The sequence below is a fragment of the Thioclava sp. GXIMD4215 genome (assembly GCF_045291555.1).
In the GTDB taxonomy this organism is placed as follows: Bacteria; Pseudomonadota; Alphaproteobacteria; order Rhodobacterales; family Rhodobacteraceae; genus Thioclava; species Thioclava litoralis.
Genome location: NZ_CP149516.1, coordinates 119,572 through 140,915, shown reverse-complemented (window position 1 = coordinate 140,915; position 21,344 = coordinate 119,572). Strand labels below are relative to the sequence as shown.

17 protein-coding genes, 4 pseudogenes and 1 CRISPR repeat array (1 of these 22 running past the window's edge) are annotated in these 21,344 nt (G+C 59.7%); of the genes and pseudogenes, 14 read left to right on the top strand and 7 right to left on the bottom strand.

The features are described 5' to 3' along the window. A CRISPR array of direct repeats spans nucleotides 1–407; the repeat unit is 29 nt; unit sequence CCGTTCCCCGCCCACGCGGGGATCACCCG; it reaches 1,698 nt to the left of the window's first position. A 502-nt stretch (nucleotides 408–909) separates the two neighbouring features. After that, nucleotides 910–1,092, top strand: a pseudogene (locus tag WDB86_RS15165) (hypothetical protein); the annotation flags it as partial. Here the strand turns inward: WDB86_RS15165 and WDB86_RS15160 are convergent. Further along, complete coding sequence (locus WDB86_RS15160; RefSeq protein ID WP_341485881.1) at nucleotides 1,047–2,174, bottom strand: TniQ family protein; 1,128 nt, start codon at nucleotides 2,172–2,174, stop codon at nucleotides 1,047–1,049. The pseudogene WDB86_RS15165 and the gene WDB86_RS15160 overlap by 46 nt on opposite strands. Nucleotides 2,175–2,176: 2 nt before the next feature. Beyond that, nucleotides 2,177–3,439 (bottom strand): hypothetical protein, encoded by a 1,263-nt coding sequence (locus WDB86_RS15155; RefSeq protein ID WP_341485880.1) that lies wholly within the window; start codon nucleotides 3,437–3,439, stop codon nucleotides 2,177–2,179. 20 nt (nucleotides 3,440–3,459) lie between these two features. On the opposite strand from WDB86_RS15155, the pseudogene WDB86_RS15150 reads away from it, so the two are divergent. Continuing rightward, nucleotides 3,460–4,404 (top strand): annotated as a pseudogene (locus tag WDB86_RS15150) (type I restriction endonuclease); the annotation flags it as partial. 94 nt (nucleotides 4,405–4,498) lie between these two features. On the opposite strand, the gene WDB86_RS15145 reads toward WDB86_RS15150, so the two are convergent. Further along, on the bottom strand, nucleotides 4,499–5,269 hold the full coding sequence (locus WDB86_RS15145; RefSeq protein ID WP_339108565.1) for an IclR family transcriptional regulator: 771 nt from the start codon (nucleotides 5,267–5,269) through the stop codon (nucleotides 4,499–4,501). Nucleotides 5,270–5,357: 88 nt separating this feature from the next. On the opposite strand from WDB86_RS15145, the gene WDB86_RS15140 reads away from it, so the two are divergent. Beyond that, nucleotides 5,358–6,179, top strand: coding sequence for an antibiotic biosynthesis monooxygenase (locus tag WDB86_RS15140; RefSeq protein WP_341485879.1), 822 nt, complete (start codon nucleotides 5,358–5,360; stop codon nucleotides 6,177–6,179). Nucleotides 6,180–6,191: 12 nt separating this feature from the next. Continuing rightward, nucleotides 6,192–6,542 (top strand): EthD domain-containing protein, encoded by a 351-nt coding sequence (locus tag WDB86_RS15135; RefSeq protein ID WP_339108567.1) that lies wholly within the window; start codon nucleotides 6,192–6,194, stop codon nucleotides 6,540–6,542. A 201-nt stretch (nucleotides 6,543–6,743) separates the two neighbouring features. Here the strand turns inward: WDB86_RS15135 and WDB86_RS15130 are convergent, their stop codons facing one another. Then, nucleotides 6,744–6,926 (bottom strand): hypothetical protein, encoded by a 183-nt coding sequence (locus WDB86_RS15130; protein ID WP_341485878.1) that lies wholly within the window; start codon nucleotides 6,924–6,926, stop codon nucleotides 6,744–6,746. 728 nt (nucleotides 6,927–7,654) lie between these two features. Between WDB86_RS15130 and WDB86_RS15125 the strand changes: the two genes are divergently transcribed. The 9 genes and pseudogenes from WDB86_RS15125 to WDB86_RS15085 all read left to right on the top strand — a co-directional run bounded on the left by WDB86_RS15125 (nucleotide 7,655) and on the right by WDB86_RS15085 (nucleotide 16,091). Beyond that, nucleotides 7,655–8,257, top strand: a complete 603-nt coding sequence (locus WDB86_RS15125; protein ID WP_341485877.1) for a plasmid pRiA4b ORF-3 family protein — start codon at nucleotides 7,655–7,657, stop codon at nucleotides 8,255–8,257. Nucleotides 8,258–8,777: 520 nt separating this feature from the next. Beyond that, a complete protein-coding gene (locus WDB86_RS15120; RefSeq protein ID WP_341485876.1) occupies nucleotides 8,778–9,923 on the top strand; it encodes a metallophosphoesterase in 1,146 nt (381 codons plus the stop codon). Next, the gene (locus WDB86_RS15115) at nucleotides 9,920–10,186 is read left to right on the top strand and encodes a hypothetical protein (protein ID WP_341485875.1); all 267 of its coding nucleotides are present in this window, start codon (nucleotides 9,920–9,922) and stop codon (nucleotides 10,184–10,186) included. Before WDB86_RS15120 ends, WDB86_RS15115 begins: the two co-directional genes overlap by 4 nt. Before the next feature lie 174 nt (nucleotides 10,187–10,360). Then, complete coding sequence (locus tag WDB86_RS15110; RefSeq protein ID WP_341485874.1) at nucleotides 10,361–10,699, top strand: transposase; 339 nt, start codon at nucleotides 10,361–10,363, stop codon at nucleotides 10,697–10,699. A gap of 443 nt (nucleotides 10,700–11,142) precedes the next feature. Then, nucleotides 11,143–12,927, top strand: a pseudogene (locus WDB86_RS15105) (class I SAM-dependent DNA methyltransferase); the annotation flags it as partial. Between the two features lie 82 nt (nucleotides 12,928–13,009). Beyond that, nucleotides 13,010–14,299 (top strand): restriction endonuclease subunit S, encoded by a 1,290-nt coding sequence (locus WDB86_RS15100; RefSeq protein WP_341485873.1) that lies wholly within the window; start codon nucleotides 13,010–13,012, stop codon nucleotides 14,297–14,299. A gap of 15 nt (nucleotides 14,300–14,314) precedes the next feature. After that, nucleotides 14,315–14,701 (top strand): annotated as a pseudogene (locus WDB86_RS15095) (type I restriction endonuclease); the annotation flags it as partial. A 19-nt stretch (nucleotides 14,702–14,720) separates the two neighbouring features. Beyond that, complete coding sequence (locus WDB86_RS15090) at nucleotides 14,721–15,077, top strand: M48 family metallopeptidase (RefSeq protein ID WP_341485872.1); 357 nt, start codon at nucleotides 14,721–14,723, stop codon at nucleotides 15,075–15,077. A 60-nt stretch (nucleotides 15,078–15,137) separates the two neighbouring features. Further along, entirely contained in the window at nucleotides 15,138–16,091 is a 954-nt protein-coding gene (locus WDB86_RS15085; RefSeq protein ID WP_341485871.1) for a GIY-YIG nuclease family protein, read from the top strand. Nucleotides 16,092–16,248: 157 nt separating this feature from the next. Here the strand turns inward: WDB86_RS15085 and WDB86_RS15080 are convergent, their stop codons facing one another. The 3 genes from WDB86_RS15080 to WDB86_RS15070 form a co-directional block, all read right to left on the bottom strand. Continuing rightward, entirely contained in the window at nucleotides 16,249–16,560 is a 312-nt protein-coding gene (locus WDB86_RS15080) for an ETC complex I subunit (protein WP_330646866.1), read from the bottom strand. 139 nt (nucleotides 16,561–16,699) lie between these two features. After that, on the bottom strand, nucleotides 16,700–18,019 hold the full coding sequence (locus WDB86_RS15075; RefSeq protein ID WP_330646867.1) for a sigma-54 dependent transcriptional regulator: 1,320 nt from the start codon (nucleotides 18,017–18,019) through the stop codon (nucleotides 16,700–16,702). Continuing rightward, entirely contained in the window at nucleotides 18,016–19,662 is a 1,647-nt protein-coding gene (locus WDB86_RS15070) for an ATP-binding protein (protein WP_330646868.1), read from the bottom strand. The genes WDB86_RS15075 and WDB86_RS15070 overlap by 4 nt, the downstream gene beginning before the upstream one ends. Before the next feature lie 198 nt (nucleotides 19,663–19,860). Here WDB86_RS15070 and WDB86_RS15065 point away from each other — a divergent pair, with 198 nt between their 5' ends. Then, complete coding sequence (locus tag WDB86_RS15065; protein ID WP_330647273.1) at nucleotides 19,861–21,207, top strand: dicarboxylate/amino acid:cation symporter; 1,347 nt, start codon at nucleotides 19,861–19,863, stop codon at nucleotides 21,205–21,207. Nucleotides 21,208–21,344: the final 137 nt, after the last annotated feature.

The window sequence follows — 21,344 nt, the reverse complement described above, 5'->3', positions numbered from 1 at the left end:
TTCGGTTCGAGCCGTTCCCCGCCCACGCGGGGATCACCCGCTATCCACTGGAATGTCCAGCGTGAACTCGGCCCGTTCCCCGCCCACGCGGGGATCACCCGAAGGGTGGGGTGAACACATCGACCGATTACTCCCGTTCCCCGCCCACGCGGGGATCACCCGCAGGCTGTCGTGCCCGTTGTAGCGTATCCATGCCGTTCCCCGCCCACGCGGGGATCACCCGCTGATTTCCTGACCTGTGCTGCCAGTGAACGACCCGTTCCCCGCCCACGCGGGGATCACCCGCTCAGTCGCTGGGTTGCGGTGATATCGTGAAACCGTTCCCCGCCCACGCGGGGATCACCCGAAATGGTGAAGCGTATTCGTCAAATCTCCGGACCGTTCCCCGCCCACGCGGGGATCACCCGGCGCAGCAGCAGGCAGCAGTCGCTATCGGTGGAGTCCGTTCCCCGTCCTCGTAGGGAATCCAGCAGACGTCTACTTCGAGCGCGGCGCAACCATTCTCGCTGAAAAGACACCTATCAAAGTGGAAACCATCCAAAACCGCCGCTGGAACAATAAACGTCAAGTAATGTAACATGAACTCGGTGAGCCTGAGCTTTTCGCTTCAGAATTGGGCCACGTGTTCCAAATCATTTAACAGCGGGCATTCGCCGCTGACTGCCAAAAGAACATTCATACGGCGCAAACAAGGTCGGGCAGATAACGGCGGTTGCCTGCTCCCGCAACCAACACTAATTCTCCAACATATCCAATCCCTTCCAACCGCGCGTCACATGACTGCGCGGATGTTGGCATTTGCCCACTACACTCGCGCTCGCGCGCCGCCGCCAAAGCCCACTATCCCGACGGCAAGACTTACACCCTCAATTCTTCGGGCAGCAGGCTCGCCGATTTATACATCTTCGCATGGCACGAAGGCGGCGATCAGCGCATATCGGCCGCGACCGTCTCGGGCCCGTCATCGGCGGACAGAGCCATCCGTACCTTGAACAGCTCACCTACCTGATCTTCCTAAAGATGGCGGACGAATATTCGAAGCCGCCTTACAAGCGCGATATCGGCGTTCCTGTCGAGTACAACTGGAACGCTTCGATCAGGGGGACCGTGCTCGCTGCTTCGAACACCATGTTTGCGCCTGCGACCTCTGTCGTGCCAGCAGGGATCTCGCCAAGCTTTCTCAGGAGGCGGGACAGGCGCGGGCGTTCGACCCCGACCTCGGCCGACAGACTGTAAAGCGTGTGATACCGGCGTTCATTGATTTCGATCCCGAGAACCTTACTGCCGGGTTCAACTGCTGAGTGCTTGACGATATGATCGCGCAGGAGGTCGCGGATTGGACCGGGATCAATAGAATTGCTGCGGCGATCAAGCCAGTCGAAAAGAGCACCGTAATGCGCCAGTGGGCCCGCCTGGACGGCGCTAGCGGGCGAGGCTTGACGAATGGTGTCCAGCGCCTCCACCACAGCATCCGAGCCTTCACTATAGATGGAAAAGCCGATATCGGTCGCCTCTTCTGTTTCTGCAGGAGACAGTTTGCTCAGCTTGACCTTGTGGCCATGCTGCAAAACCGCGCCAATCATCTCTGACGCGGCCAGGATTTGCTCGAGCGTCTGGTCCGCGAGCCAGGGTGTCTCTTCGCTGCGGGTATTCTCCACGCTTTGCCGCAGCCAGTCGAGGTAAGCCGGCTGCTCTGCGGCGGCATCTTCAGGTTCGGCGAGAAATGTGTCATTCATGGCGACACGAAGGCAGCTTGCGGCGGCATTGCCCGTGGCACTCAGCCACAACCCATGCCGATCGCAGCGCTGAACGTGACGAAAGCCCCAGAGCAGGCGGAACCTCCAATCCGTCGGCCCGCCATCGTCGGCAAGGCAGGCGGGGCAATAGCGTTTGGCCTGCGGCAGCAGGAAGGATTTCGAGGTCGCTTCGCCACGGAATTCACCGCTACGCTGGAACACGCGGATGGCATTGCGCCGGATTTCCTCAACAGGGTGACCGATGGCCTCCGCGAACCCCATCACAGCTTCCTCGCGCCCAGAGACGAAATGTTCGTGGTGGATCCGGTTGTCACGCAAGATCCGCTCCATACCGCGACCGGTATGGAACATGGACAGACGGTCAGCATAGGAGGTCAGTGTTTCCTGCGGATCGAAGGGAAAAGTCGGCCAAAGCATAGTCACTGCCCCCACCCGATGGCCTCAAGCTCGCGCCGAACGTCCTGCCAGTTTCCCGAATGAAACGGCGTCATACCGATGCATTTGGCGCTTTTGCGGTACACCGCCTCTGCCCGGGACAGGGACAGCTCCGTACGCTTAGCGCGGGCCGCGCCATCATTCTCGCCACGCTCGACAACATTGCTGAAGGCTCGACCGGAAAAGCGCAGCAACAAGTCGTTATGAACGGTACGGAACACCCGTTCGATGAACGGCTTTAGCCAAGGCTTACCCGCGGGACAACCGAGATTGGTGATCCCGAGATCGGCAAGGATATCATAGGCATCATCGGTGATATACTTGTCACCACGGTCGAAAACGATGGCTTCAGGCGCACCACCCATCGGCCAGCCGAATGTGGCACCAGCCGCATCGGCAATGGGCGATTTGTCCAGGTAGATCATCTCAAGAGTCCGCGCGAGCGGGCTCTCAACGCCTTGAGGGACGATTTGCAGAGCCACAAAGCAGCGCGAATGAACATCGACAGCCCCGGACAGCGTAACGCGACAGGGCTTTCCGTCCAAGCCGATCAGGTTCTTGACCGATGCTGGAAGATGATCGAAGAGCCCCGTGTCTTGCATAAGAACGAACAGGTCTACTGTGTACTCGTCGACCTCGACCCGCTCCAGAACGCGGGACGTCATGATCCCCATGCCCAAGGTATGGAGGTCCTTGTATGCCGCGTCGCGGCTGTTCCGGCGCAGCGCGTGATCGATTGGTGCCAGGTCCTGGATCTTTTCCCTGATGTAATCGTATCCGGGGCGCTTCAATTTCGCGGCCGGAACCGGAAGTCGTTCGCGGCGATCATTTTCGGCATCAATTGCGGACTGTACGCTTTCGATGAACGATTTGACCGTGGGGCGCTCTGCATCCCAAAGCATATCGAGCTGGCGCTCGATGAAGCTGTCAGTTGCATCATCATAACGCTTATACCGACCGCAATGCCGGTAGTCGTCAAAGAGCGCGTCATCGCCGCCAGCTTTCCACGCCCAATACCACTTCCACATGGTATGGCCGCTTTTGAAACCCTGATGGAATTCCTGGGCGCGCTCCTGTTCTTCTTTGGTTTTCCGGACTTTTGCGCCCCCGCGCTTCGCTTCCCGCATCGAAATCGCTGCGAGGTACTCACGGTGACGTTTGGAGCCATTCGCGCAGATGCTGATGATCTTTGCGCAGAAATCATCACGAACAGGGGAAAGCTCACCCTGGTCCAGCATGTCCTGCATAGCGAGAACAAATTGCTTACGAAACCCTGCGCGAACGCTTGCGCGCCATCAACCCCGGCCCGGACGGCCAGCCCTGGCTCGACGAAGCCCGCCTGTCCGAGGCGGTCAGCGCGCTCACCCGCCACGGTCATCGCGGGCTGATGGAGGCCAATCAGGCGGTGACGGAACTGCTGCTCAAGGGCCTGACGGTCGAGGGCCTGCCCGGCTGGGACGGCGGGCGCGGCCAGACCATCCGGTATATCGCGTGGGACGATGTGGCGGCCAACAGCTTTACCGTCGCGAACCAGTTCCGCGTCGACTGCCCGCCCGGCCATGACGTGGGCAAGGGCTTCATCATTCCCGATGTGGTGCTGCTGGTGAACGGCATCCCCTTGGTGGTGGTCGAGGCGAAAAGCCCCGCCATCCCCGAACCGCTGGCCGAGGCGGTCAAGCAGCTGCGCCGCTATCACAACGCCCGCAAGGCCGCGCAGGAGGTCGAGGGCACGCCCGCGCTTTTTGCCAGTGTCCAGCTGTTGATCGCCACCAGCTTCGACCAGGCGCGTGTGGGCTGCATCGGCGCGGGGCTGGAGCATTACGGCCAGTGGAAGACGGTGGTCGGGCCGGATGGTACGGGGTCGGAAGACGACGTGATCAAGGCCCTGGGAAAGAAGAGCCTGTCGGAGCAGGAACGCCTTGTCGCGGGGATGCTGCGGCCTGCGCATCTGCTCGATATCCTGCGGCATTACCTGTTGTTCATGAATGTGGGCGGCCAGACCATCAAGACCGTCTGCCGATACCAGCAATACCGTACCGTGAACCTTGCCCTGGAACGGCTGCGCAGCGGAAAGACGCGACTACAGGATGGTGAATATGACCGCCGTGGCGGCATCGTCTGGCACACGCAGGGCTCGGGCAAGAGCCTGACCATGGTGTTCATGATCCGCAAGATGCGGACGGATCTGGCGCTGCGGAAGTTCAAGGTGATCAGCTAAGGGCCGGACACGTCGATATCGTTGTGCGGCCCTCGAAAATGACCTGCCGCATTGCCGCAAGTCCGCTCCGAGCCCTTTGTGACAGGTATCAGCCCCTACCCGGAGCGGACGCGTCTGATACAAGTTCGCTCATGATGTGCGCCATTTCGTCCAGCCGCGTCGCAGTCAGGCGGCTGCTTGGTCCGGCGAGGCCGAAGCCGGCGCGGACTTCCCCATCGTCGTGCCAAGGGACGGCAACGCAGTTGAGGCCTGGGCACCAGTTCTCTTGGTCAAGAGCATGGCCGCGTTCAGCTATCGCGTCGATTTCGGCCGCGATCCCCGGACCGATGCGGGGCGCGTGGACCTCGAACATCCGGTGGCGTAGAGCGGGAAGAAATGCCAGGAAGAGAAGACCGATAGCTGAGCCTGCCATCGGCTGACGCTCTCCACGTTGGCTCGAGGCGCGTAGAGTGCGCGGGCTTTCGATTGCGTCAAGAAAGTAGACCTCGTCTCCGGAGGGGACAGCGAGGAACACCGTTTCACTGGTTTGGGCTGCCATCTCCTCCAGAGCGGGGCGCAACCGGCGCCGGAGAACCTCGTCATCGCCCACTACACGGGCAAGGTTCAGGATGCGATCCCCGAGATGATAGCGCATGTCGCCGGGGCGACGTCGGATGTAGCCGGCATCCTGAAGGGTTCTGAGGATATTGTGCGCGGTCGTCGTCTTCAGGCCAGCCCCCTCTGCAATCTCTCCCAGAGAGGCGGCACCGCCTGCGTGGGCGATCGTATCGAGCATCTCGAGGGCGCGGGTGACGGACTGGATCATCGGTAAAATTTCCACATGAATGAAGTTTTGAAAAAATATAGCCGAAGCACTCACTCATTCCAGTTTGTAACGGAACGGGCGTCCTCAGGGACGTGTTGGCCTGGTGACTGCCGCAGCGCAGTATCCCAAGACGGAGACGACCATGACACGCACGATGATCGCAAGGGTAACGCCCAAGGTTGGTCAGACCGAAAGGCTGGCATCACTAGTGGAAACGCTGGCGCAGCAGGTGCGCCGCGAAGCGGGCAACATCCGCTTCGAGGCCTTCAGCGAAGACAGCGGTGCGGTGGTGATGCTCGAGGAATACCGCGACGACGCGGCCTTTGAAGCACATCTTGCCCAACCCCATACCCAAGAGTTCAACGCAGCGCTTGAGGAGGTTGCCACCGGAGGCGCATCGTCCGTGACCGACCTCGCCGGCTTTGCTGGCGCACGAGCCTCGGCTCCGGGAATTCGGGCTGTGGACCATGCGGGCCTCACCGTGCCTGACATTGAGGCCGCGACCCGCTTCCTGTCCGACGCTTTCGGAGCCGTCACGCTTTACGACGTGTTGCCAGAGGAAGGGCCCGACATGGAAGGCGAAGGGCCAGAGGCGGAACTGGGTCTTGTGCCAGGAACACGGATCGAACACATGCGCCTCGTGCGGATTGGCAACGGGCCAAGCCTCGAGCTTTTCCGAATGGAAGACGGGACACAGTCCGATCCTGCGCGCCTTCAGGATCTCGGGCTCACGCACCTTGGCCTCTACGTCGACGACATCGATGCGGCATGCGCTGCTTTCACGGCCGCCGGAGGCACGCTGCTGAAGGGGCCACATCCGCTGGCCAACAACGAAGACAATGACGGCAATGCAGGCATTTATGGGCGCGCGCCTTGGGGCACGCTGTTTGAGCTGCTGACCTATCCCGGCGGCATCGACCTGCCCACGGACTCCCCGGCGCCCCGCTGGACCCCCCATCCCTGAAGGACCAAGACCATGATCAAGATGACAATGCTTCTGAAGCGCAATCCGGATATCGACCACGCGGCCTTCGTGCGGCACCACCGTGAGACACACGGGCCCTTGTTCCGTTCGATCCCGGAGGCAAAGACCCATGTGCTTCGCTACATCCAGACCCACCCGACGGAAGGCGAGTTTCCCGTCCCGCAGGCCGACTTCGATGGCACCGCCGAAATCTGGTTCGATAGCCCTGAAGGGATGAAAGCCGTGCTCGGGTCAGAAACCTACGAACAAGCGGTTTTTCCAGACGAGCAAACCTTTCTCGACCATGAGAACACGCTCATCCTCGTGGGTGAGCAAACCGAGATCATCGAGGAGAAGGCATAGTCGGAAAAGTGGTAGCGCCGTGGTGAGTGAGGTTATGAAAGCGCCCGCTTCTTCCCTATGGCTGCTCGGAGGTAGGATGACCTAAGCTGGAGCGGCGACCGGCGAACGGCGGCATTGTCCGCTGTGCCGTCGGATACGCGAGCCGCGGCGAATGAAGGTGCGGAGCCAAAGCTGCCTCTTGGGCAGCCTCGGTCGGAAGTGTCAGTACAGCTGCTGCTGCATGATCGAGAACGCGTTGTAGCAGTGGAACGCCGCGACCTTCCCGTCCTTCATCCTGAAGACGTCGCAACAGGGGACGTCGATGACCTTTCCAGTTGCGGCAAGCGGACCCGTTGGCGTCATCAGCGCCCCGCGATGGGTGCCGCGGATGGCCAGTTCGACCACAACCGTATCGGCGAGACGCTCGTCAAGGCGCTGGTCCCCCTGTGCGATTGGGGCACAGCGAACCGGGATGCGGTCAGCGCGATCATGGCGCCCCCCGCCACTAAACCTAAAGCTTAGGTCAGACGAAAGGCCGCTTTGTCCGCATTGCTGACGTCGAGCAACCGGGTCGTGCTGCACAGTGCCACGAATGGCTGGTTCAGTGAACGACACCACCGCGTAGATCGGCCCGATGAATGTCCGGATAGGGCCGGTTGCGTTATGTGGCCCGCTGTAATGGTCTGGCGGGGCACACTGCGGCGCTTCTACAGCTGTTTCATGCCTAATGCCTGGTCGACCATGCCGTAGAGCCCCCCCTGCCGGCAAGCACACAAGAAGCTTCATTATATCCAACCGGCGAGCTTTTCGTCGCGTAAGGGCCGATGACATGCCGCGTTTACTATTGGAAATTCCTGTTTGCCCCGAAAGATTTGTTGCTCAGGTTCTTGGAGCCGCCGGCTATGACGAAGATGGGGTTACGCGACCCGACCGTATCGCGAGCAAGATAGTCAAGCCGAGCTTGTCAGCGGTTTGACTAACGGCTTTTTTGTATCTCGCAGGGACACAAATTTCAAAGGTTTTAAACCTTCATCTTCAATAGCCACCTTCCTCGATGATGTGGAGTTGGGCGATGGTGTCATAGCGCGCAATTGATAGTAGCTTGGCCGTCCTTCCTGCCGCAAGGAGTTCAGATGAAACACCAAATCGCTCGGCTGCGCGTGGAGCTTTTGCATATCAAGCCGACAATATGGCGTCAGGTGGAAGTCAACCTGACCACAAACCTACGTGCCCTCCACGAACTCATCCAAGCCATAATGCCTTGGGAAAACGCTCATCTCTATCAATTCACCATTGGAGAGCGCGTCTACGGGGATCCCGAGGACGCGGCACGGGGCCAAAAAAATTATCAGGCCAAGAGCATGCGCTTGGAAACCCTCGTCGGGCGCGGTCTTACAGAGTTTAAATACACCTATGATTTCGGTGACAACTGGCAACATTGCATCTCCATCGAACATATCGGGGTCGCGGCGGCAGACGTCGATTACCCTCTATATCTGGATGGCGAGCGCACTGCGCCCCCAGAAGACGTCGGTGGCTCGCCCGGTTTCCTGGATTTCGTGGAAGCCATGGCTGATAATCGGCACCCAGCGCACAAAGACCTGAGCCGCTGGTACGGGGGACCCTTCAATCCGGTTGATTTCGGCGAGCCAGTGGTTGCCGCGACCGTTCGCGATATCGCGGCCAAGAGGAAAGTGGCGATGTTAGCGTTCGAGCGGAGCCGCCAAGCGCGATAGTTAAAGCCATCCCTGCGTTCAGGTCAGTACATTGCTTAAAAGTGAACCAAGGCCGAACGCATCGGGCATTATAGACAAAAAACAATATTTGTCTGTAAGCGGCGCGTGGGGCACTCTGTGGTGGTCGTTGGTGCAGATATTATGCGTAAGACCTTGCTCGATACGGCTGCCTACCACTTCGATTGATTCGAAGAATGGCCCCCTTGGTCCGGTCGAAAACCGGTGAAATGTGCCGATCCGTAGTTCTGCCGGCCAAAAAATTGCGAAAAACTTCGAGAAGCCACCTCAGGAGAGTTTGCGAAAAATATCTTTTCAAGTCGGTTGCCGCCAGCGGGTTCTGGAGATCGGCCGCATTGCGGTCTTTGCGAAAAAATGGGGCGCTTCGCGAGGGGGTTGCACCGCCGAAAAGACTGACACAGACCTATAGAAATTCCGCGTGGATCAATCCCTTAATTGACCCGTCGGACATAACCGCGCCAGCACTTTCGCTGCCCGCGCGTAGGTCGTCAAGGAGGCGAAGTTGCCAGGCCCCTCTGTGCTTGAAATCCCGGATAACGGCGGGCCCGTTGCGGTACTGGCCGACCTTCATCTCAAGTCCTACTTTTGGCTTGGAGGCAATCCGCTCAAATTCCACGGGCTGGAGGATCGCCTGTTTCAGCATGACCTCGATGCCCTGATCATTGCCGGAGATCTGTCAGATACTCTCGGTCCGTCCCTGCAGGACGCGCTTGCCTATCTGGCCCGTTACGTACCCGCGGATCGTATCTGCATCCTTCCGGGGAACCACGACTATTACAGGAGCAGGCTCGACGATGATAGACGGCTGCGCGACATGGTCCGTGACTGCGGGAGCTGGTTTGCTCAGAAGACCGAACTCCGCCATCGCCGCGACCGCTACTTCTGTGCCACTCTCTGGACCGACTTCGACCTCATGGGCGACAGAAACGCGGCCATGCAATTCGCGCGCCGGTTCATGCGCGACTTTGATATGATTTCCATCAAAGCCCCAGATCATGAGAAGTACGATCCGGATGTGGTACGGCCGCTTCATCTTGTCACGATCACGCCCGAGGATACCATCAGGCTGCATGGCGAGCATCGCGCTTGGCTGGAGGAGCGCTTGGCGACCCCACATTTCGAAGGCGAAGGGCGGACCTTCGTTGTCACCCATCACGGCCCGCACCCGTCTGCCGCAGGCCAATTGGAGCGCCTGACACCAGCTTTTCACTCGGATCTGACCGATGTGATAGAACAGGCAGATATCGACACATGGTTCTTCGGACATTCGCATCGGCGGCTGTCCTCAACGGTTGCGGGTACACGCATTCAGAATGTTTCGATCGGATACCCCGACGAGGATCATGGCCAGAACGAAGATGATCTGGCGGCGGTTTGCATCGTCAGCGAAGCACCGGCCTTGCAGCGCCTAAATGAGCCGTGGAAGCAGCACGACATCCGCCCGGCGCTTGAAGGGGATTACGCATACGCGCTGCGGTGCTACGAAACCGGCATGCCCGTTCTGCTGGATAAGCTGTCACCCGAAATATGCGCCATCCTGCGCCATGATCTGACGGGACGCGCCAGTCCTATCGTGCCGGAGGGTGACGCGTTTTATGCAGTCGATGTCATCCTCGCGCTCGGTCGAAGACTGGCAGGATCACGATGATGCCGGTTGAGGCGTTCTTCTCGATCTCGGGAATGTTGGTCTGCCTGATCGGTCTTGTCCATGTGATCATCGCCTATCGGGAGACAACGCGATCGGCTGAACCGGATCTGGAGCGGGTGAGAAGATTTGTCGAAAGCGCGCCCCCGCTCCCCAACCATTTGCCTCGCACCCCAAGCGATCCCAGCAACGAGAGGCACAGCTATCGCGTGGAGGAAGGCGAGGCTGGAGCGGACACCGCAAAAGCCTATGAGGCACCGCGTTGACCGCCGCACTCATCGCGGATTTCCTGATTTCCACGGCTGGGTCCCCGAAAAACATGGGGGTCGCTTCGCGGAGCCATGATGGCGGGTTTGAAATCCGGACGAGACGCTAGCGCAATGAAGTTTCTGATCTTAACAAGGTAAATGGAGTCCTATCATGAGTGAACATCCTGACGCATGGATCCGGAGCGATTTCACTCATCGAAGGATGTCGGCCCATGGGTCGGCTTGACGCCCCGACGGGACCAATCCGGGGAGCGCGACGTCGTCGGCCAGATCACCCGGGCAGGAGATGCCTCCTTGCGCACGGCGCTCTATCTGGCCGCGACGGTGATGTTGAACCGAGCGCGACCCAACTGGCTGACAGCTTGGGCGTTGCGTGTTGCCGGGCGGCGCGGGAAGAAACGTGCGACGGTCGCTCTTGCGCGGCGCATCGGGGTCGTGCTGCACCGCATGTGGCGTGATGGCACCGAGTTCCAATTCACACGTGAAAAGGCGATGGCCGCGTCGGCGTAAGCGTCGACGGCCACCGAATACGCGCAACCTGCAAAAGGAGGATAGGGCCGCGCCGATACGCGATGCTCACCGAGGTCCCTGCCGGGACGCGGTCCCCGATGATGCCGACAGCCGCCTTGTTGCCAGACACTTGCTGTCTGAGCGCGCTGATCAGATAGGCACTCGGGCACCGCATTTGGACCAGGCATGATGTGGCAGCCACCGCGCTGACTACGGACGGAAGCATCATCCCGGTACGGGAAACCCCTCGGCACACTCGCAAAAGCACGGCCTTGAGCGGACAACACCGAACAAGCGGTGGGCTGGCCAGAGATCCGGTGCGTCCGGCGCTCCGATGTGCGAGGTCTCCGCGCCGAACACACCTCGCCTCACCACCACGCCAAGGGCGTAGGGGGCTGATTTATAAGTGGGAAAAGCGCTTGACAGAGTACGCCCCATTACGGAAGGCGGCTAAAGATGCGGAAAATAAGGCATGGTATGGCAAGACCGGCGAATTCTGGGTCCCGCCCCATTCGCGGTTTGACTATCTCGTAGATAATGCTCACGTGAATGTCGGCGATTTTCTGAACAAGGCACTCGGCGGCCTTGAATCCGAGAACACCGCGCTTGAAGGCGTTGTCAATCATATCAGCTTTACGAGAACAATCGGCCAGAGCAAGATAAGCGATGTTAAGCTGCGGCAGCTCATCCTGCACTTCCAGAAACACCAACTTCGAAATGAGGACTTTGAATTTCCTGATCTTCTCGGCGCAGCATATGAATATCTGATCGGGGAATTCGCGGACTCTGCGGGTAAGAAAGGCGGCGAGTTCTATACGCCACGTTCTGTCGTCCGAATGATGGTGCGGCTGTTGAAACCATCCCTCAAACATCGCATCTACGATCCCTGCTGTGGCTCAGGCGGTATGTTGATCGCCGCCAAAGAATTCATTGACGAAAACGGTGAAGATGGCCGAAAGGCCGAATTATTTGGTCAGGAATATGCGGGGACCGTCTGGTCCATCGCCAAAATGAACATGCTTCTTCATGGCATGGAGAGCCCGAACCTCCAAAATGAGGATACTCTTGGGGACCCGAAGCATTTTGATGAAGAGAACACCGGCTCACTCTTGCGCTTTGACCGGATTCTGACCAACCCGCCTTTTTCGATCAACTGGGGCTCGAAGGACAAAGACAAGGACGGCAACTACCTCTGGGAGCCCAAGTTCCCCGAACGCTTCTTCCACGAAGTTCCCCGCGGCTCGAAAAAGGCCGACCTCATGTTCCTCCAGCACATGCTGCACGTCACCCGTGACGGCGGCATGATCGCGACCGTCATGCCCCACGGCGTCCTTTTCCGCGGCGGCGACGAGGCGAAGATCCGCCAGAAGATCATCGAACGCGACCAGATCGAGGCGGTCATCGGCCTCGGCCCGCAGCTCTTCTACGGCACCGGCATCCCCGCCTGCGTTATCGTCCTGCGCCAGCAGAAACACGACGGCGCAAACCTTGTCTCCGGCAAGCCCGCCGACCGTCAGGGCAAAGTGCTCTTCATCAATGCCGACCGCGAGTATTTCGAGGGCCGCGCACAGAACCACCTGATGCCCGAGCATATCGAGAAGATCGTCACTACCTTCGAGGAATACCGCGAGATCCCCGGCTTCTCGACCATCGTCGACATCGACACGCTGGAAGCGAACGACTGGAACCTCAATATCCGTCGCTACGCCGACAACGCGCCGCCGCCCGAACCGCATGACGTGCGCGCCCACCTTGTCGGCGGCATCCCGAAGCCCGAAGTCGAGGCCAAGGCCGAACTGTTCAAGTCCCACGGCTTGAACCCGATGGACCTGTTGACCCCGCGCGATGAACGTTATCTCGATTTCGCCGCCACGATCACCGCCAAGGCCGACATCAAACCGACCATCGAGACCAATGCGGGCCTCATGGCGCGCGAGGCCGAGATCTGGGACAATTTCAACACCTGGTGGGACGCCCACATCGATGAAATCACCGCGCTGGCAGGGGATGACAGCGCCACCGCGCTGATCGCCCTGCGCGACGAGCTTCTGTCCAGCTTCTCGACCACGCTCGAAAGCCTCGCCATGCTGGACCCGTTCACCGTACGCGGGATCATCGCGCAGTTCTGGAACCAGTCGCGCTTCGACTTCCTCACCCTCATGGCGCGCGGGACCAAGGGCGTGGCCGATGCATGGCGCACCTCCATCGTGACCGCGCTCGAGGACAAGTATCGCGTCACCCTTACCGAGATCGAAGGCGCACGAGCGCAGGCTACCGACAAGCTCGCCGGATTCCTGAAGGGGCTGGGGTATGTCTGAGGTCATCACCGAATATTCGGAATTCCTCGAAAGCACCCCTGCTCACTGGAACAGGGTCAAGATGCAGGAAGTTGGCAGGATCGTGAGCGGGGGCACTCCCTCTCGCGATGTCCCGTCACTCTGGGATGGAGGTATTCCTTGGGTCACCCCGGGGGAACTGACGTCCCTGCCGACAAAGGAAATTCACGAGACGGCAGAGACAATCTCGGCTGCGGGCCTGTCTGGGAGCGGCGCAAACCTGCTTCCGGCTCAGTCCTTGCTCATTACATCGCGCGCGACACTCGGCGCGCGAGCGGTAAACTCCGTACCAATGGCGACAAACCAAGGCTTCAAGTCGCTGGTGCCATTCAATGAGCAAATGACCGATTTCCTCTATCATCTGGTCGACAAGATCAAACCTGAGATGGTCCGGCGAGCCTCTGGCACCACCTTCTTAGAAATTTCCGGATCAGAATTCGGCGATATCGATCTTTCGTTGCCGCCAACAGAGGAAGCCGTCAAGATTGCCGAGATCCTCGATACGTTGGATGCGGCGATACGGGGGACCGAGGCGGTGGTGGCCAAGTTGAAGGCGATGAAGCAGGGGCTGCTGCATGACCTGCTGACCCGCGGCATCGACGCCAACGGAGACCTCCGCCCCCCACAGCCCGAGGCCCCCCACCTCTACAAGCAAACCCCGCTCGGTTGGCTGCCGAAGGAGTGGACGCACGAGAGGTTCGTAAGCAAAGTTGACTTCCCTCAGGGGCAGGTGAGTCCATTGCAGCTTCCGTATCGAGACTGGGTTCTGATTGCCCCTGATCACATCGAAAGCGAAACTGGACGTCTGCTTGCCAGACATACCGCAGCTGAACAGGCCGCAATTTCTGGCAAGTACAAACTCGAACCTGGTGATATCGTTTACAGCAAAATTCGTCCTTATCTTCGCAAAGCGATTGTGTCTGACCAAGAGGCTCTCTGTAGCGCCGACATGTATCCGCTTCGGCCAAAAGCGGGGGTGGATGCGCGTTTTCTTCTTGGTCTGATTTTGGGTGAAAGCTTTTCGCGCTTCGCTGAGGCGGTTTCGATGAGAAGCGGTTTCCCCAAAATAAATCGCTCTGAATTGGGGGAGTTTTGGTGCTATTGGCCTACTCACGATGAGCAGCTTGCTATTGCCGAGCGCCTCACGGCCGCTGATGAAAAGGAAGAAGCGGAACGCCAAACGCTGGCGAAGTTGATCTCCCAGAAATCCGGCCTGATGGATGACCTGCTCACCGGCAGAACGCCCGTCACCGCGCTGCTGTAACCGAAGGGTCTGCCCATGGGACATGAATACGACGACGTCGAAAAGCCCTTCATCGACCAATGCGTCGCCATGGGCTGGACCGCGCAGACCGGAAGCAAGGATGACCCCACCCTGACGGGCCGCACCAGCTTCAAGGAAGTCATCGCCGAGGCCACATTGCGCGAGCGCCTGCGCGCGATCAATCTCGGCCCCGATGGCCAGCCTTGGCTTGATGAGGCGCGGCTGTCCGAGGCGGTCAGCGCGCTCACCCGCCACGGCCATCGCGGGTTGATGGAGGCCAATCAGGCGGTCACGGAACTCCTCCTTAAAGGTCTGACGGTTGAAGGACTGGCAGGATGGGACGGCGGGCGCGGCCAGACCATCCGCTACATCGCCTGGGACGATGTGGGGGCCAACAGCTTTCTGCTTGCGGCGTAGCTCGATGCATCGCGGGCGAGATATCTTCGTCTCATGGTATTCCAGACGCGCCCAGCAATGGTTCGAAAAGCAGGTCGCGGAACTGTCCAATCGCATGGGGGTCTCCGTGCAAGAGGTCAAAGTTCAAGACTTGGGCTTCAGGTGGGGGTCCTTCGGTTCCGATGGACGCGTTTCATTCCATTGGAAAGCTATTCTCTTGCCGCCTCGTATTGCCCAGTACGTAGTGGTGCATGAACTGGCACATGCGCATTACCCGGACCATTCAGCCAACTTCTGGATCAAGGTAGAGCAACATCTTCCAGATTGGCGCTGGCGGAAGACTTGGTTGGCAGAAAACGGCATTCAAGTTGAAGGGTTGTAAGGGGCGTCTTGCTTTTCACGTCGGAATCGCCAAGTTCGATTTCATTTGAGGAACCGTTGAATGACTAATGAACTGCCGGCAGGCAAACGCATCCGTATTCGTTCTTTTTATGGCTTCTCACCGGAAGATGATGGCTATGTCGGCTGGTCTCAAGAACAAGCCAGAGATGCTTATCTGCGCAAGTTAAACGACGGCGATTTGCTTATGATATATGGTGCAAGCACGGCCGAAACGGAAAAGGCGTTACGCTCATACGTTTCGGGGTTTGTCGAAATTGAAAAGACGCCAATCCATGACAGCGATAAGTCTTCAGAAGTGGGTATGCAGCGCAAACGCGATAATGGCTGGGCTGATCGATGGAGCTATGGCATTCCCATTCGTCGCGCATGGCGGGCCGAAGAAAAAATGATGATCGGACGAATTGCTTTCAAATCATACGATCCGAAGGCAGGTCAGGCACTGGCCGTGCATGGTGCTGAGCTTGATGACGATGAGATTTCCGAAGCGTTGAAGATCAGGGTCCGCGAAGTCAACGTATTCGGTGAGGAACCACTTGAAGAGTCTGATGCGCAGATATTGCCGTTTGCTGAAGTTTTTCGACCGTCGCGAGCCTTTCCTGGTAGCGCCGGAACGCGGACCTCAGTCTATGAAGACGGTGAGACCTTCCTTTATCTCGCCGTTTACAAAGGAGACGGACACGCATTTATCGGCAGGAAAAAGTCGATAGGGGATAAGTCTGGGGTTCTCAAAATCGGAATTTCCAATGCTCCCAGTCGTCGTTGCGGAGAGTTGAATGCTGGCATTCCTCCGGCTTCTCCGGGGAAGTGGGAAATTCAGATGACCTCGCAAGCATTCCCCGACATCAAAAGCGCCGAAGAAGTCGAGCAGCAGTTCAAGAACAAGTCCAGTGGAAAACTGGAGAGCTTGGGAGGAGAATTCTTCTGGGGACGTGTCGAGGATGCAGAACTCATGTTCTGCTCACTTCCCGGTATGGCCCGTTTCAGGAGCAAATAGCGACATTGTCGGCAAGTTCTGAAGCTCTTCGTCGACGAGGATCTTCAGAACCAAGATATAGAAAAGGCGCCCAATGGGCGCCCTATATCTTGATCGGAGCTTGGCTTCGCGGGATCCTTGCCCCCATTTCGAGACAACTTTGCTCCGATTTACACCCTCAATGTGTCCAGTTGCCGCGGCGGTCGGAGGAGAAGTTTTCGCCATAGCCGCGATTGCGGATGTTGGCGGCGCGTTTGTGGGGCTCGGTGACGGTGTATTCCAGACCTTTGTCCTTGGCATAGGCTTCGGCCTCGGCACGGGTCTCGAAGCGCAGGCGGACCTGCGACTGGGTGTCCGAGGAGCTGGTCCAGCCCATCAGCGGATCGAGGTCGCGCGCGCCTTCATGCGTGAAGTCCAAAACCCATTGCTTGGTTTTCGCTACGCCGGATTGCATCGCGGTTTTCGCGGGTTGGTAGATACGTGCGCGCATGAACGTCCTCCGAAATACTCTGCCCTGTCTTAGCCCATCACAGCGAAATCGCAAGAGATTCCGGCCATAAATCGCGACATTCCGTCACAGGATTTCTATAGGCCGGTTCTTCGGGGCCTTGCGCAAAGGCGGGCGGGGGCTATCGGAAATCGCTGCTACGGATGCCGTGTTTGGCCAGTTTATCGTAAAAAGTCTTACGGGGAAGTTGCAAACGGGCCATCGCGGCGGTGGCATTTCCGCGTTCGGCGCGCAGCGCATTGCGCAAAAGAGCGGCCTCGTATCGCGTGACCATCTCGGAAAGGGACATGTCGCCGCCGGTTTCGGGGGCGGGGCCATTTTCCAGCCCGAGGCAAAAGGTTTCGGCAAACTGTTCCAGTTCGCGCAGGTTGCCGGGCCAGTCATGCACGTCCAGATGCGCCTGATCGACTTCGGTCAGGGGGGGCACCGTTTTCCCGCGACGTGCCGCGGCACTGGTGGCGAAATGGCGAAACAGCGGCCCGATATCCTCGCGGCGCGCCCGCAAAGGGGGGAGCGTCAGGCTGAGGCCGCTCAGCCGGTAATAGAGGTCGTCGCGGAACCGGCCTGCCGCAACCTCGGCTCCAAGATCGATACGGGTGCCCGCGATGACCCAAAGATCGACCGCACGCGCCGAGGTGGCACCGACCGGCCAGAGCTGGCCGGTTTCGATGACCTCCAGAATGCGGGCCTGCATCTCGGGGCCGAGCGCCTCGATCCCGTTGAGATAGAGCAACCCGCGCGAGGCGCTTTCGATCCGCCCGAAGCTGCGCATATGGGGGCCGGAGCCACCCACGCGCCCCAGAAATTCGGCATCGAAACGTTCGGGCGAGATCGCGGCGCAATTTACCGAGACGAAGGGGCGGGTCCGTCTTGTACTGAGGGCATGGATATGGCGGGCAAGTCGCTCTTTGCCCACACCGGCCTCCCCCAGAAACAGGGCGTTGACGCCGGAGGCCGCCACATGTCGGGCGGCATCGCGCAGATGCCGCATGGCGGCACTTTCGCCAATCAGATCGGGGGCTTGGCCGCTTTCATCGCGGGCGGCGCGTAATTCGCGGTTTTCCAGTACCAGCCGTCTTGCGGCAAGCGCACGATGCAGCGTCGCTTCCAGTGTCGCGCGGCTGACCGGCTTGGTCAGGAAATCATAGACCCCGTCGCGCAAGGCCCCGACCGCCATTTCCACATCGCCATGTCCGGTGATCAGGATGACGGGCAGATCGGGGTCGATCTCGCGCAGCCTGCGGGCCAGTGTGATCCCGTCCATGCCGGGCATGCGCACATCCGACAGGATGACACCGGGCCAGTCCTCGGTCAGGCCCGCCAGCCCCTCGAAGGGGTCGGCAAACCCCTCGACCTCGAACCCCGCCATTTGCAGCCCTTGCCGCTGGGCGGCCAGCAGGGGGGCGTCATCCTCAATCAGGCGTATCAGGCCGTGGGTCATCGGGCCTCCCAGAGGGTAAGATCCATGCGCCAGCGCGCCCCCGTCCGGTCTGCCGCCGGATCATAGCTGAGATCGCCACCGAAATCGCGCAGGATGGATTGACAGATGACCAGACCCAGCCCCAGTCCTGTGGCCTTGGTGGTCTGGAATGGCGTGAAGGGCGCGCGTGCCACCATAGGCGCCAACCCCGGCCCGTTATCGCAGATATAGAGCGAGATCTGTGTCTCGTGGCGGACGATCTCCAGCCAGATCCGCCCATCCGACCGCCCCGAAAGTGCCTCTTGGGCATTTTGGATAAGGTTGACCAGAACCTGTTCCAGACGCACGGATTCCGCATCGATAAGCAGGTCTTCCGGGATTTCGGGCGCGCTGATCCCGACGGCTTCGGTGGCGCGGCGGCTGGCCGCCAGCCTGAGCGAGGCCTGCCATGCCGCGCGCAGCGAAACCGGCTCGCGATTGCCGCGCGATTTGCGCGCAAAGCCCCGCAGGTCGGAAGTGATGGTACCGATCCGGTGCGACATCTCCACGATCTGGCGCAGATTGTCGCGCAGCGGGTCATGCTGCTGGCCTGCGGGAACCGCATCCTGCCCGTATTCCGCCAGCAGCCGGATTGTCGAAAGCGGCTGGTTGATCTCATGTGCCACCCCGGCCGAGATCTGCCCCAGCGAGGCCAGCTTGTTGGCCTGTACCAGCGCCGCCTGCATGCCCGCCAGCTGCGCTTCGGCCTCTTCGCGCTCGCGGATCTGGCGGGTCAGCGCCAGCGTGCGGGTCTCGACATCGCGTTCGAGCCGGTCGCGATATTGCGCGGCGACCCGCTGCCTGCGGCGGAACGTCCGGTGCGCGAGCCACAGCGCGGCCATCACAAGGGCGCCCCCCGCAGTGATCGCGCCTGCCAGCAGATGCGCGGGCCAAGGCGCGACATGCAGATGCAGCTGCCACCCCGAGCCGGGTACTGCCTCGGAGACAGTGACCGGCCCCCTTACGGGCGAGGGGCCGAAGCGCAGGGCGGGGTCGGAGGTCAGCGTCACCCGCCCGTCGCGGTCCGTGATCCACGCCAGATGATCGGACCCGCGCCAGCCATTTTCGAGCACATCGAAGGTCAGCTTGACCACCACCACGCCCAAAGGGGCCTGTGCCCCGCCGATCCGGCGCGACAGATACAGACCCGGCTGGTGACTGACCGAGCCAAGCGCATATTCGCGGCCCTCTCCGGTCTGCAAGGCGTCGCGGATATAGCTGCGATACCCGTAGGAGGTGCCCACAAAAGACGCCTCGTCGCGCCAGTTCGAGGCCGCCACCGCCACCCCTTGGACATTGGTGACATAGATGACGGAGGCGTTGATATCGGCATTCAGCTCCTCGAGACGTTCCGAAAGGCGTTGCCATTGCGCGGGGGTGGCATCCTGCTGTGTGCCGATAATGCCCTGATCGGTTGCCAGCACCGCGCCGACAGATTTTTGGCGTGCCAGTTCCGAGGCAATCGCCAGAACCCGCATATGGGCATCTGTGGCGGCGTCTGCGGCAAGCCTCTTGGAAAGCTGGTGGTCGGCCACCAGATATAGGGCCAGCAGACAGAGCGTGCAGCCCGCCCCAAGCAGGGCAGGCCCCCAGCGCCACCATGAAGCCGAGTCTGTCTGTGTCATGTGGCGCGTATATCCGTCATGAATGTTTCACTTTCCACATTATGTGATTTTCAACTGTGTGGAAAGCGAAACAGTTTTGCGCGCCGAAAAATGTGAATTTTTATGATTTATAAAGAGTTAACAAAATTTCCGTGAAAATGGGACTCCCCGCTGGGTTTTCATATGCTCGCTGCAATCTCAAAGCATGTGGAGGAGCAGATGCAGTTCGAGAGCAGCGGCACGACCGCCCATCGGCATATTCCGTTCTATCGTCATCTCTATTTTCAGGTTCTGGTCGCCATCGCGTGTGGTGCCGTTCTTGGCCATTTCTATCCCAGCGTCGGCGAGGCGATGAAGCCGATCGGGGACGCCTTTATCAAACTGGTGAAAATGATCATCGCTCCGGTGATCTTCCTGACCATCGTGACCGGTCTCTCCGGCATGGGGTCGCTCAAGCATGTGGGGTCGGTTGCCGCCAAGGCGCTTGGCTATTTCCTGTTCTTCTCGACGCTGGCGCTGATCGTTGGCCTGATCGTGGCCAATGTGGTGCATCCGGGGGCGGGGATGAATATCGACCCTGCCACCCTCGATACCAGCAAGGTCAGCAGCTATGCCGAAAAGGCACATGAGACCTCGCTGCAGGGCTTCCTTATGGGCATTATCCCCACAACGCTGGTTTCGGCCTTTGTGGATGGCAATATCCTGCAGGTTCTTCTGGTTGCGATCCTGTTCGGGGTAAGCTGCATTCTGGTCGGCGAACCCGCCCAGCCGGTTGTGAAATTCTGCGAGAAACTGTCGCTTGTCGTGTTCCGTCTGGTGGCAATCCTAATGAAAGCGGCCCCCTTGGGCGCGTTCGGGGCCTTCGCCTTTACCATCGGCAAATATGGCATCGGCTCCATCGCCAATCTCGCGATGCTGGTCGGCACGTTCTATCTGACCGCCGCGATCTTCATCTTCGGCGTGCTGGGAGTGGTGGGCTGGCTCTGCGGCTTCTCGATCTTCAAGCTGGTCGCCTATCTCAAGGCCGAGCTGCTGCTGGTGCTGGGCACGTCCTCATCGGAATCGGCCCTGCCGGCCCTGATGGAAAAGATGGAGCGCGCAGGCTGTGCCCGTCCTGTTGTGGGTCTGGTGATCCCGACCGGCTATTCCTTCAATCTGGATGGCACCAATATCTACATGACCTTGGCGGCGCTGTTCATTGCCCAGTCGATGAATATCGATATTTCCTTGGGCGACCAGATCCTGCTCTTGCTCGTGGCGATGCTGTCCTCGAAAGGTGCGGCAGGTGTGACGGGGGCGGGCTTCATCACACTGGCGGCAACGCTTTCGGTTGTGCCGACTGTGCCTGTGGCAGGGATGGCGCTGATTCTGGGGGTCGACCGTTTCATGTCCGAATGCCGTTCGCTGACCAACTTTATCGGCAATGCCGTGGCAACCATCGTGGTCAGCCGCTGGGAAGGCAAGCTGGATAAAGAGCAGCTACACCGCGCGCTTAATGGAGAGTTGCCGCCGTTGCCGCAAAGCACGATCCATTCCAGCGAGGCCGCCGAGCCCAGTCAGGCCTGAGCCTTTCCCTAAGTCCGGTCCTCCCATAAACCGGCAAAGCACGAAAACCGGAGCGTCCCTGACGCTCCGGTTTTTTCGTGGTCCGGCATTTGCTGGCATGTGCAGAAGACGCGCCCGACCGGCCTCCGTCTGGCCCT